Source organism: Microbacterium lacus, from assembly GCF_044794305.1.
In the GTDB taxonomy this organism is placed as follows: domain Bacteria; phylum Actinomycetota; class Actinomycetes; order Actinomycetales; family Microbacteriaceae; genus Microbacterium; species Microbacterium lacus_B.
The window spans coordinates 2,851,075-2,863,459 of record NZ_CP084996.1 but is presented as its reverse complement, the minus strand read 5'-3'; the positions used below and the strand labels follow the sequence as shown (position 1 = coordinate 2,863,459).

Annotated in this window: 8 protein-coding genes; 6 read left to right on the top strand and 2 right to left on the bottom strand. The window is 68.8% G+C overall.

The features are described from left to right. Window positions 1-8 precede the first annotated feature (8 nt). Window positions 9-614 (bottom strand): NUDIX hydrolase family protein, encoded by a 606-nt coding sequence (locus tag LG299_RS13565; protein ID WP_404431109.1) that lies wholly within the window; start codon window positions 612-614, stop codon window positions 9-11. 113 nt (window positions 615-727) lie between these two features. On the opposite strand from LG299_RS13565, the gene LG299_RS13560 reads away from it, so the two are divergent. From LG299_RS13560 to LG299_RS13540, 5 genes are all read left to right on the top strand, one after another. Beyond that, the gene (locus tag LG299_RS13560; RefSeq protein ID WP_404431107.1) at window positions 728-1,399 is read left to right on the top strand and encodes an alpha/beta hydrolase; all 672 of its coding nucleotides are present in this window, start codon (window positions 728-730) and stop codon (window positions 1,397-1,399) included. Between the two features lie 115 nt (window positions 1,400-1,514). Further along, entirely contained in the window at window positions 1,515-2,540 is a 1,026-nt protein-coding gene (locus LG299_RS13555) for a sugar-transfer associated ATP-grasp domain-containing protein (protein WP_404431105.1), read from the top strand. Beyond that, window positions 2,537-3,211, top strand: a complete 675-nt coding sequence (locus LG299_RS13550; RefSeq protein ID WP_404431103.1) for an alanine racemase C-terminal domain-containing protein — start codon at window positions 2,537-2,539, stop codon at window positions 3,209-3,211. Before LG299_RS13555 ends, LG299_RS13550 begins: the two co-directional genes overlap by 4 nt. Beyond that, the gene (locus LG299_RS13545) at window positions 3,208-4,230 is read left to right on the top strand and encodes an alanine racemase (RefSeq protein ID WP_404431100.1); all 1,023 of its coding nucleotides are present in this window, start codon (window positions 3,208-3,210) and stop codon (window positions 4,228-4,230) included. The genes LG299_RS13550 and LG299_RS13545 overlap by 4 nt, the downstream gene beginning before the upstream one ends. A gap of 261 nt (window positions 4,231-4,491) precedes the next feature. Beyond that, a complete protein-coding gene (locus tag LG299_RS13540) occupies window positions 4,492-6,126 on the top strand; it encodes an ABC-F family ATP-binding cassette domain-containing protein (RefSeq protein WP_404431098.1) in 1,635 nt (544 codons plus the stop codon). Window positions 6,127-6,317: 191 nt separating this feature from the next. On the opposite strand, the gene LG299_RS13535 is transcribed toward LG299_RS13540, so the two are convergent. Beyond that, on the bottom strand, window positions 6,318-7,343 hold the full coding sequence (locus LG299_RS13535; RefSeq protein ID WP_404431096.1) for a hypothetical protein: 1,026 nt from the start codon (window positions 7,341-7,343) through the stop codon (window positions 6,318-6,320). A 182-nt stretch (window positions 7,344-7,525) separates the two neighbouring features. Between LG299_RS13535 and LG299_RS13530 the strand changes: the two genes are divergently transcribed. Then, window positions 7,526-12,280, top strand: coding sequence for a DNA glycosylase AlkZ-like family protein (locus tag LG299_RS13530; protein WP_404431094.1), 4,755 nt, complete (start codon window positions 7,526-7,528; stop codon window positions 12,278-12,280). Window positions 12,281-12,385: the final 105 nt, after the last annotated feature.

The window sequence follows — 12,385 nt, the reverse complement described above, 5'->3', positions numbered from 1 at the left end:
GCGGGCGCTCAGCGCAGGGCGCCCACGCTCGCCAGCGCAAGGCGGATGAGCGTGCCGCGGCCGCCCTCCATTTCGGCAGCGAGGGCGTCGGATGCTGCCTCCTGGGGTGTCAGCCACGTCACCTCGAGCGCGTCTTGACGCGGCTCGCACGTCCCGGTCACCGGGACGACGAACGCGAGCGAGACGGCGTGCTGGCGGTCATCGTGGAACGCACTCACGCCGGGGAGAGGGAAGTACTCCGCAACGGTGAAGGGGGTGGGCTGTGCCGGCAACAGCGGGAATGCCATCGGACCGAGGTCGTTCTCAAGGTGGCGGAACAGGGCGTCCCGCACGGTCTCGCCGTAGCGGACCCGACCCGAGACGATCGTCCGTGACATTTCGCCGAGCGGCGACGCGCGCAACAGTATCCCGACCTGCATGACCTGTCCCATGCCGTCGACGCGCACGGGGATGCCCTCGACATAGAGCATCGGCATCCGTCGCCGCGCCTCGGCCAACTCGATCTCGCTCAACCAGCCAGGATTGGCGGCGTTGCCCGATGGGTTACCCGAGGACTGCCCGTACTGGTCGCCTGCGGGGGGATCGGGATCGGGATCGGGCGTGCGCACGGACATGCCTCTTGTATACCCCACCCATCTCTCCGGGCGCTGTGTCAGCCCACGCCGTTTCAGCACAGGCCGTGTCAGTCAGCGCCCGCCGTGTCAGTCAGCGCTGACAAGATGGATTCATGGTGGAGATCCCCGGCCCCGAAACACCCCCACTCGACCCCGTGTACGTGCAGTGGTCGGCAGCACCCGCGGATCGCGCCGGACGGCCCCTGCTCGTACTCCTGCATGGGTACGGCGCCGACGAACATGACCTCTTCGGGCTTGTCCCCTACCTTCCCCGCGAGTTCGTTGTCGCCGCCGTGCGCGCACCGCTCACCCCGCCCTTTCCTGCGCCCGGATTCTCGTGGTACCCGATCGAGGGCCTCGACGGACGCGACCCGCGGCACGTCACCGAGGCCGCGTCGCGGTTGAACGAGTGGGTGTCGGCGTCCTCCGATCTGGAGCCCGTGGGGCTACTCGGCTTCTCGCAGGGCGCGGCAGTCGCCCTCCAGGCGATGCGCTTGCAGCCCGACAGCTACGCCTTCGCCGTCAATCTCAGCGGCTACGTGACTCCAGGCCCGCTCGCGCAAGACGACGTGCTCGCAGAGCTTCGCCCGCCGGTGTTCTGGGGTCGGGGCACACACGACGACGTGATCCCCGACTTCCTGGTGGGCCACTCGACCGACTGGCTTCCCGCGCACGTCGAGTTGAGCGGCCGCGTCTACCCCGGCCTGACGCACAGCGTTTCTGAGGCAGAACTCGGCGACGTGGCAACCTTCCTTCGCAAACAGCTCGACGAGCCCGCTGCCTGAACCACCGTCCCGGGGTGCGCTCAGGCCCCCGCGATAAGATTCCGTGTCGCGCCGGTCGACGCACTCGGGCGTACCGCTCACGCGGGGGCGCGGCATCCACCGATCTGGAGCTTTCATGCCTGCTGAGGGTCTGCGCATTCGCACCCGCCTCGACTACCTTGCCAACCGCGCACGTCGCCTGAATCTCGGCTCGGTGATTGAGCGAGCCAAAGAGGTGTCAGAGCAGTTCGGCAAGCCGGTGCCGTTCGTCGTTGCCGACATGTTCTGGCAGGCCGCGTTTCACCAGGTCGGCTTTCAGGACTACTGCGACTACGACTTCGCGATTCTGACGAAGGCCGAGCGCAAGACGTATATGACGCACCCGCTGTCGAACCAGCTGTCGCAGCGCTACGACCACCCCGACTATCGCCACCTTTTTCAAGACAAGGTGGCTTTCGACCGCACGTTCTCCGACTTTCTCGACCGGGAGTGGATGGTCGTCGAAGCGGATAACGCGGACGAGGTCGAGGCGCTCACGAAGCGCCTCGGCACCATCATCACGAAAGAGCCCGTGGGTCAGGCCGGCACTGGCGTGCACCGCTACCACGCGGCCGACGTCGAAGACTGGGCGGCCTTTCACAGGGGGTTCTTCGAGCGCGGCGAACTGCTGATCGAAGAGGTCATCGTCCAGCACGAAGCCCTCGCGGCGGTCTGCCCCGGCACGGTCAACACCACCCGCATCACGACGTTCTTCGACGGCGAGAAGACCCACGTGCTCGCGATGGCGCAGAAGTTCGGGCGCGGCGAGGTGAGCGACCAGATGACCTTCGGCGGCTTCTACACGATGCTCGACCCCGACACCGGGCATTCCAAGGGCGCGGGCTATGACTCGCACGCCCACGTGCACGAAGTGCACCCCGACTCGAAGTTCGTGATCGCGGACTTTCAGCTGCCGATGATCGACGAGGTCATCGCCTACATCGACCAGGTCGCCCGCGTTGTGCCGCAGGTGCAGTACGTCGGCTGGGACATTGTCGTCACCCCCACCGGACCCGTGCTCGTCGAGGGCAACTGGGGCGCCGGAGTCTACGAGAACAAGCCCAGCGTCACCGGCATTCGCACCGGAAACCGTCCGCGGTACCAGAAGGCCATCGGGTTTTGACGACCCGCCTGCGTGCCCGCCTGTCGGTGTCCGCGCTCGAGACGAACGCGGTTCTGGCGGTCAGACGCGCGGGCGAGCATGCGGTCGCTGACCTTCGGCGCGATGCGTGGGGGCACGGGTTGGCGTTCGTTTCTTCGGCGCTCGCCGCAGCGGGAGTTCGCGCAGCGCGGGTTGACGAGTCGGATCGCGCGACGGTGACCGCGGCCGGATCGACGGCGACGGATGCTGCGCCCACCCTCGACTCTGAGCTCTTGCTCGGCCTGCCCGGGACGGGAGGCTCACCGGTGATGAGCGTGTCGTCGGTCGTCGTGGCCACCAAGGCACTGCGCGCGGGCGAAGGCGTGTCGTACGGGTACACCCACCGGTCCGTAGCCGACACGCGTGTGGCGCTGGTCGCCGGCGGATACGGCCAGGGCATCGTGCGAGGCGTCGGCAATGCCGTGTCGGTCGAGGTCGCGGGCGAGTTGCGACCGATCGTGGGGCGCGTGGCGATGGATGTCTTTGTCGTCGACATCGGATCATCGGCTGTTTCGGCCGGCGACGAGGTCGTGCTGTTCGGCTCGGGACTTGTCCGTGACGGGCTCGCAGCATGGACTGCGGCGACCGGGTTTACCGCCGCCGAGATCGTCTGTGCGATCGGACTGCACGTGCCGCGCGAGGTGATCGCATGACGCGGCTGATGGTCGACCTCGAGCGGATCCGCTCGAACATCGCAGTGCTGCAGCGCCACATCGCACCGGCGGAGTTCATGCTCGTCGTCAAGGATGACGCGTACGGGCACGGGGTCGAGGCCGTGATTGCTGCGGCTGAGGGAGTGCGGTGGTTCGGCTCGTTCGATGTGGCGACCGGGGTCCGCGTGCGAGCGGTCACCGGGCCGGAGGCCCGGATCTTCACCTGGTCGGCAGTGTCGGAGGACGAGCTCGTTCAGGCTCGGGATGCGCGGCTGGACCTGGGCGTCGGCGACTTTGCGACCCTCGCGCGGGTTGCTGAGGGTTCGGGTGCTGCGCCGGTGCGGGTGCACCTCAAGATCGACACCGGGCTGCACCGCAGCGGCGTGCGGCCCGAAGAGTGGGCTGACTTCGTGGCGCGCGCGGCGGCGGCCGAGGCATCCGGAACGATCGTCGTGGCAGGAATCTGGAGCCACATCGCCGAGGCCAGCGACGCCGACGACGACCGTGCCCGGGCGGAGTTCGACCGAGCTGTCGACGTCGCTCTTGCCGCAGGGCTGAAGCCCGAGATGCGGCACCTCGCCGCAAGCGCCGCGGCGCACGCACGGCCGGAGTTCCGGTACGACCTCGTGCGGTTCGGCGCCTTCGCCTACGGCGTGCGTTCTGCCGAAGGCGCGAATGTGCCGGGCATAGAGCCCGCGGCGACCTTGCTCGCATCGGTCACAGCGGTCGACGATGACACGGTCGAGATCGGTATCGGGGCGCTCGACGGTCTGCCCTCGACCCTTTCCGGGCGCGTACCGGTGCGCACCGTTGCCGGTGCGCGGGCTTTGCGGGTCGGCCTCGCATCGTCGATCGTCGCGGGCTGGGACGGCGCAGCGATCGGCGACGAGGTGGCGATCTTCGGTCCGGGCGGAGACTCGGACTCATCCGCGACCACCCTCGCCGAAGCGATCGACTCCGTGGGCGAAGAGATCCTCGTCCGGCTGTCGCCGCTCCTCCCCCGCGAGTACGTGGGCTGAGGCATCCCCCGTGAGACGGACCTGCCCACGACCCACCCGACCGCGCCTGGTATCGTAGTCGAGCCCCGTTCCCGAGTGTGAGGAAAGCCGTTGAAGAAGATCGACGCATCCGCGCTGTAGTCGCGCTGCCCTGTCGATCCCTCGACGAGCCGCGCGTGTCCACTCCGCGCTGAGCCGTCGTTCGCCCGCTTTCCGCCTCCGGCTATGCCGAGGCATCCGCGTGCCCCGGTGTCAGCGCCCCCGCCGACACTCGGAGGTCTCATGCCCACCCCCACTCTCTCCCCGGCGATCGTTCTCGATCGCCTCACCTTCACCTGGCCCGACGGCACCCGCGCACTCGACGGCGTCTCGGGCGCCTTCGGCACCGGCCGCACCGGTCTCGTCGGTCGCAACGGCGCCGGCAAGTCGACGCTCCTGCGTCTGATCGCCGGTGAGCTCACGCCCGACGGCGGTCACGTCGCGCGAACGGCGGATGCCTCGTATCTGCCGCAACGGCTGACGCTCGACGTCGATCGGTCCGTCGCCGACTTGCTCGGCGTGGGTCCGGCGTTGCGCGCGGTGCGCGCGATCGCGTCGGGCGATGTCGACCCTCGTCACTTCGACTCCGTCGGCGACGACTGGGACGTCGAGGCGCGTGCGCACGTCGCCCTCGCCGAGGCCGGCCTCAATCCCGGCTTTCTCGACCGACGCGTCGGCGAACTGTCGGGCGGCGAGGGCGTGCTGACCGCGGTCGCCGGCATCCGCCTGCGTCGCACACCGCTCACGCTGCTCGACGAGCCGACGAACAACCTCGATCGCGTTGCCCGCGCACGCCTGTACGACATGGTGCGCGCGTGGCGCGGCACGCTCGTGGTCGTCAGCCACGACACCGCGCTGCTCGACCTCATGGACGACACCGCCGAACTCTACGGTGCCGAGCTGTCGGTTTTCGGAGGCCCGTACTCGCAGTGGCGGTCGTGGCTGGATGCCGAACAGGGCGCCGCCCGCCAGGCCGAGCGCACCGCCGCCCAGGCGGTGCGTCGTGAAAAGCGCGAGCGCATCCAGGCCGAGACCACGATCGCCAAGCGCCAGGCGATGGGACGCAAGGCCCAGCTCGAGAAGCGGGTCCCGCCCATCGTCGCCGGCGGGCTGGCACGTGCCGCCCAGGTTTCGGCGGGCAAGCTGCGTGGAGAGAAGGCGGCGCGCGAGGCATCAGCTCGCGAAGCGTTGGATGCCGCCGAGCGGCGGGTGCGCGACGACGACGCCGTCCGCATCGACCTGCCTGATCCGGGGGTGCCCGCCGGAAGGCGGATCGCGACGATCGACGACGGCACGCGCTCGTGGGTGGTGCAGGGCCCCGAGCGCATGGCGCTGATCGGCCCGAACGGGGTCGGCAAGACGACGCTGCTCGAGCGGCTGGTGGCCTCGGCCGCCAGCAGCGTGGACGAGAGCGGCGCGCCGCGCGCGGAACTGCGGAGTTCGTGCCGCGCTATTGCCCACACCGAACGTGTCGGGTACCTCCCGCAGCGCGTCGACGGGCTCGACGAGTCCGCCTCCGTGTTGCACAACGTCGCGGTCGCGGCTCCCACAATCGGGACTGTCGAATTGCGGAACCGGCTCGCGCGCTTCCTGTTGCGCGGGGCGGCCGTGGAGCGGCCCGTCGCAGCGCTCTCGGGCGGCGAACGCTTCCGCGTGGCACTCGCGCGGCTGCTGTTGGCCGACCCGCCGCCGCAGCTTCTCGTGCTCGACGAGCCGACCAACAACCTCGACCTCGACACGCTCGACCAACTCGTCGAGGCCCTCTCGGCCTACCGGGGTGCCGTGTTGGTGGTGAGCCACGACGATGCGTTCCTCGCGCGGCTCGGGCTCGACCTCACTCTGGAACTCGGGCCGGACGGGATGCTGACCGAGATGTGAGGGCAGGGTCCGGGCGGCGCCGCCACACGCTCGGTGCGATGAGTTCGCCGATGGTGCCGAAGCCCCAACTCGCCTCGCGGGGTGAGCCCACATGTTGCGCGATACCACACGTTCATGCGGCGCCCATGTGTGGTTTCGGGCACGAGTGCGTGGATTCGAGCGCGATCTACACGACGAGATCGCCCCGCCGGTCAGATCAGCCCGGACTGCACGTATTCAGCCACGGCGGTAACGACCTGAGTGCTGTCCCATGGCGCAGCGTCGGCGACCTCGACGAGGATCGAGTTCGTGCCATCCGACATTTCGACGTTGGTGCCGCCGAGGTAGCCCTGGCCGCGCCCCACGTCGTAAGCAGTGATTCCCGCAACGCCGAGGTCGAAGAGTTCACCGTCCTGCGCCCACGGCACGTCCCATGCGAGTCCGGAGTGGAGGATCACCATCGCAACCGCCTCTGTGCTGACCGAGAGCAAACACCACGTGCGACCGGCCGCGAGGTCGGCGATGTTCGTGGCCGGTCCGGGTGGGTCGTGGTAGCCCGCCACTTCTCCTTCGAGCGTGCCGCCGAGTCTCTCTCCGATGTCCGCAGCCAGGGCAGTGCAGTCCTGCTTCGGTGCCCAGAGTGCCGTGTCGCGGGTCCACTCAATGTCGTCCGGGTTCACGCGTGAAGCGATCGCGTCCCCGATCAGTTCTCCACGACGGTCGGCCTCTTCGCGACCCTTCTCGCCGAGGTCACTCTCCCATCCCGAGATCCATAGGCCTTTCGATTCCCACAACCAGGCGCATGTCCAACCGCACTCTTCGAAGCTCGCGCGGTGAGATTCCGCGGAAAGCTCGGCATCTCCCAAAGCATGCTGAGGAATGATCGTGACTCTTCCGCTCGCGCCATCGGCGCTCCACTCGCAGGTCAGCCCACCCAGGTTGTTGACCGATCGTGTCCACCGCACGTCCCGCTGCGAGACGACGGCGTCCGAGATTCCGGTCGCCGCAGCAATCACCTCGCCGTCAAGCGCGGCTGCGCAATCACCACCGAATACGACCGGTGGTTTTTCGCCACCGCCCACGACGCGCACACTCGGCGTGTGAGTCGGCGCGGAGGTGGGTGTCGGGGTCGAAACCTGTGCCGACGTCTCCGCTGGCGCAGTCTGTCCCGAGCAGGCAGTGAGCATACCGGCGAAAAGGAGAACGAGCGTGATCACTGTGGGGCGTACGCGAGGCATCGACGCTCTTCTTCTCCGAGGGGGCGGGCTTCATCAACGGTAGAACCGTCGGGACTCTGCATCCGCCGCGGTCCGAAACGATCTCGCAACGATGTTCCGGACTTGCTGCCCCACTCCGCTGCTGTCAGCGCAAGAGACCCTCCGCCGCCCACGATGTCGGTGATCACGGCAAAGATGGAGAGATGGCCGATGTGCTCGCGCGGTTCGGTCCTGCCACGCAGGACTGGTTCCGCAGCGCCTTCGCCGCACCGACGAACGCCCAGTCGGGCGCGTGGGACGCGATCTCGGCGGGCAAGCACGCACTCGTGGTCGCCCCGACCGGTTCGGGCAAGACGCTGTCGGCGTTTCTCTGGGCCATCGACCGCGTCTTTCACGATGCGGATGCCGCGCCCCCTGCGCCCCCGAAAGGCAAGAGGGTACCGGTCTCTGAAAAGCCGCCGCGCACGCGCATCCTGTACATCTCGCCGCTCAAGGCACTCGGTGTCGACGTCGAGCGCAACCTGCGCTCGCCGCTCGTCGGCATCGGCCAATCGGCCAGGCGGCTCGGGATCACCCTGCCCGAGGTGACGGTCGGAGTGCGCTCGGGGGATACGACCTCGAGCGACCGTCGCAAGCTCGTGAGTGACCCGCCAGACATTCTGATCACCACCCCCGAGTCGTTGTACCTGATGCTCACGAGCGCCGCAGGCGAGACGCTCAAGGGCGTGCACACCGTCATCGTCGACGAGGTCCACGCGGTCGCCGCCACGAAACGCGGTGCCCACCTCGCCGTGAGTCTCGAGCGGCTCGATGCCTTGCTCGGCAAACCTGCGCAGCGGATCGGCCTGTCGGCGACCGTCCGGCCGATCGACGAAGTCGCGCGGTTCCTGGGTGGAGCCGCCCCCGTCGAGATCGTCGCACCGAAGGCCACGAAGGCGTTCGACCTCAAGGTCGTCGTCCCGGTCGATGACATGCTCAACCCGCCGCCGAAGCCGAGCAGCTACGTGTCACCGCCCGAACAGCGAGAAGAGACCGAGCCCGTGCGCGCGGGTGACGTGATCGACGAGGTGATCGACGAGGACTGGTTCGGCGACGGATCGGGCACGTCCGGCGCCCGCGGCCCCGGCGACCGGGCCGAGTACACCGAGATGACCGGGTCGGTCTGGCCGCACGTCGAAGAGGCGATCGTCGATCGCATCCTTCAGCACCGATCCACGATCGTCTTCGTCAACTCGCGCCGACTCGGCGAACGGCTGACCGGCCGGCTCAACGAGATCTACAGCGAGCGGCTCGGAATCGAACTGCCCGACCCGCTGATCCCTGCGGTCACGATGGCCCAAGCCGGCGCAACGGCCGGAGCCGATCCGGTTCTCGCCAAAGCCCACCACGGGTCGGTCTCGAAAGAGCAGCGCGCGCTCGTCGAAGAAGAACTCAAATCGGGCGTGCTGCGCTGCGTCGTCGCAACGAGCAGCCTCGAGCTGGGCATCGACATGGGTGCGGTCGATCTCGTCATTCAGGTCGAAGCACCGCCGTCCGCGGCATCCGGCCTGCAAAGAATCGGACGCGCGGGCCACCAGGTCGGCGAGGTCAGCCGTGCGGCGCTCTTCCCGAAGCATCGCGCCGACGTCCTGCACACCGCGATCGTGACCGAGCGGATGCTGGCAGGTCAGATCGAGTCGATCGCGGTGCCGCAGAATCCGCTCGACATCCTCGCCCAGCAGACGGTCGCGGCCTGCGCGCTCGGCCCTATCGACGTCGAGGGCTGGTTCGACACGCTCAAGCGCTCGGCGCCGTTCCGGTCGCTCCCGCGTTCGGCGTACGAGGCGACCCTCGACCTGCTCGCGGGGCGGTTCCCGTCCGACGAGTTCGCCGAGCTTCGCCCGCGACTGGTGTGGGACCGCGATCACGGCACACTCACCGGGCGCCCCGGTTCACAGCGCATCGCGGTCACGAGCGGCGGGACGATCCCCGACCGTGGGCTGTTCGGTGTCTTCATCGCGGGTGAGAGCCAGAACGCGCGCGTCGGCGAACTCGACGAAGAGATGGTCTACGAGTCGCGCGTGAGCGATGTCTTCACCCTCGGCACGACGAGCTGGCGGATCGTCGAGATCACCCACGACCGCGTCAACGTCGTGCCGGCGTTCGGGCAGCCCGGCAAAGTGCCGTTCTGGCACGGTGACGGCATCGGACGACCGGCCGAACTCGGCGAGGCACTCGGAAAGTTCTCACGCGAACTTTCGGCCGCGACCCCCGAGAAGGCTCAGGACCGACTCACCGAAGCCGGACTCGACGCGCAGGCCCAGGGTAACCTTCTCGCCTACCTCGCCGAGCAGCGCGAGGCCACCGGCACGCTGCCCAGCGACAAGAACCTCACGGTCGAGCGTGGCCGCGACGAGGTCGGCGACTGGCGCATCATCCTGCATTCCCCGTACGGCATGAAGGTGCACGCGCCGTGGGCTCTGGCGGTGAACGCCCGCATCCGTGAGCGCCTCGGAGTAGAGGGCTCGGCGGTCGCGAGCGATGACGGCATCATCGCGCGGGTTCCGGATGCTACGGCCGAGCCGCCGGGCGCAGACCTCTTCGTGTTCGATGCCGATGAACTCGAGCAGATCGTCACGTCCGAGGTGGGCGGTTCAGCGCTGTTCGCCTCACGGTTTAGAGAGTGCGCGGCTCGGGCACTGCTGCTCCCCCGCCGCGACCCGGGCAAGCGCAGCCCGCTGTGGCAGCAGCGGCAGCGATCGGCGCAGCTGCTGGAGGTCGCCCGGCGCTACCCCACGTTCCCGATCATCCTCGAGACCCTGCGCGAAGTTCTGCAGGACGTCTACGACCTGCCGTCGCTCCTGCGCATTGCGCGGAGCATCGGCGATCGACGCATCCGCCTGATCGAAACCGAACCCTCGCAACCTTCTCCGTATGCGCGCGACCTGCTCTTCGGGTACGTCGGCGCGTTCATGTACGAAGGTGACTCGCCACTCGCCGAACGTCGCGCCGCCGCACTGTCGGTCGACCCTGCGCTGCTCCACGAACTGCTCGGCAAGATCGAACTGCGCGAACTGCTCGACCCCGAGGTGATCGCCCAGTTCGAACGAGAGGTGCAACGCACTGACCCCGAACGCCGCGTACGCGGAGTCGAGGGCGTCGCCGACCTGCTCAGACTGCTCGGCCCGTTGAGCGCCGAAGAGGTCGCCGAGCGACTTCAGAACCCCGAGACCGATACCGAGCCAGCGTCGGTCGAGCACGCCGCGACCCTGCTGGCAGAGCTCGCGACCACCCGTCGCGCGATCCCGGTCACGATCGCAGGGCACCCGAGCTTCGCCGCCATCGAAGACTCCGGCCGCCTGCGCGATGCGCTCGGTGCGGCATTGCCCGTCGGCATCCCGACCGCGTTCGTCGAACCGCTCGCCGATCCGCTCGGCGACCTCATCGCGCGTTACGCACGCACGCATGCGCCCTTCACGACGGATGCCGTCGCCACCCGCCTCGGCCTGGGCGTCGCGGTCGCCCGCCTCACTTTGCAGCGGCTCGAGTCGCAGGGGCGTCTGTCGAGCGGCTACTTCCTTCCTGAGTCGTCGGCGGTCTCGGGTGAAGACACCGAGTGGTGTGACACAGAGGTGCTGCGTCGCCTGCGGATGCGGTCGCTCGCGGCGATCCGCGGCAGCGTCGAACCTGTGCCGCCCGATGCCTACGCCCGGTTCCTTCCGGTCTGGCAGCACGTGACTCGTCCGCTCGAGGGCTTGGACGGCGTCGCCGCGGTCGTCGAACAACTCGCCGGAGTGCCGATCCCGGCGAGCGCCTGGGAATCGCTCATCCTGCCCGCACGCGTGAGCGACTACCGCCCTGCGATGCTCGACGAACTCACCGCAACCGGCGAGGTGAGCTGGTCAGGCCATGGCTCGCTGCCGGGGAGAGACGGCTGGATCGCTTTGCACCCGACGGATGCTGCACCCCTTACCCTCGCGCCCCCCGAAGACGACATCGCCCCCGGCTCGCTCGAAGACCAGATCGTGCACGCCCTCGCGTCGGGCGGAGCCTACTTCGCCGCCCAGTTGCGGCAGCTCACCGGGGCAGCGAGCGAGCAGTCGGTGATCGATGCCCTCTGGTCTCTGACCTGGTCGGGCCGAGTCACGAACGACACCTTCGCGCCGGTGCGCACGCTCACCGGCGGAGGAAAGCAGACCCATCGGGTGGCGCGCAAAGCCCCTCGGGCCCGTCTCTACCGAGGCTCCGCGGTGCGGACAGTCGCCGCATCCGTCCCGCCACGCCCGCCGGCGATCGGCGGCCGATGGTCGCTCCTCCCCGAGGCCGAGGTCGATCCCGCCCTGCGCGCGACCGCGGCGGCGAGCCTGCTCCTGGACCGCTACGGGGTCGTCACCCGAGGCTCGGTGCAGGCCGAGGGCGTTCCCGGCGGATTCGCCCAGGTCTATCGCATCCTCGCCGGGTTCGAAGAGGCCGGGCACTGCCGACGCGGGTACGTGATCGAGAAGCTCGGCGCGGCGCAGTTCGCAGCATCCGCCACCGTCGATCGCCTCCGCAGCTTCGCGAGCCTCGCCGACCCGCCGCCGCTGCGCGCGGTCACGCTTGCCGCTACTGATCCGGCCAATCCGTACGGGGCGGCGCTGGCGTGGCCGGCACTCGAAGGTGTGTCGCACCGACCGGGGCGCAAGGCCGGCGCGGTCGTCGTGCTCGTCGACGGTGACCTTTCGTTGTACCTCGAGCGAGGCGGAAAGTCGGCTCTCGCCTTCACCGCAGAGGACACCACCCTCGCCTCCGCCGCACGCGACTTGGTCACCACCGCCCGTGCGCGGCAGCTCGCGACCCTCACGATCGAGCAGGTCAACGGCGAGTTCGTCTACGGCACACCCGTCGGGCGCGCCCTGCGCGATGCCGGCTTCGTCGAGTCGCCCAAGGGCCTGACCCTGCGGCGGCTGACAGCCGGCGACGCTCTGAGAGCGCAGTAGCGACCTGGCCCACACTGCCTCCCGGACCACCAGTGTCTTCAGTACGACATCGTGACACCGCACCTCGAGAAGAGGATGCTGGAATCAGGAGCGTCGAAACGAGGT

Excerpts from the sequence above, each read along its gene's own strand:
- LG299_RS13545 (WP_404431100.1), top strand. The coding sequence starts at position 3,208 with ATGACGCGGCTGATGGTCGACCTCGAGCGGATCCGCTCGAACATCGCA.
- LG299_RS13565 (WP_404431109.1), bottom strand. The coding sequence starts at position 614 with ATGTCCGTGCGCACGCCCGATCCCGATCCCGATCCCCCCGCAGGCGAC.
- LG299_RS13560 (WP_404431107.1), top strand. The coding sequence starts at position 728 with ATGGTGGAGATCCCCGGCCCCGAAACACCCCCACTCGACCCCGTGTAC.
- LG299_RS13555 (WP_404431105.1), top strand. The coding sequence starts at position 1,515 with ATGCCTGCTGAGGGTCTGCGCATTCGCACCCGCCTCGACTACCTTGCC.
- LG299_RS13540 (WP_404431098.1), top strand. The coding sequence starts at position 4,492 with ATGCCCACCCCCACTCTCTCCCCGGCGATCGTTCTCGATCGCCTCACC.
- LG299_RS13530 (WP_404431094.1), top strand. The coding sequence starts at position 7,526 with ATGGCCGATGTGCTCGCGCGGTTCGGTCCTGCCACGCAGGACTGGTTC.
- LG299_RS13535 (WP_404431096.1), bottom strand. The coding sequence starts at position 7,343 with ATGCCTCGCGTACGCCCCACAGTGATCACGCTCGTTCTCCTTTTCGCC.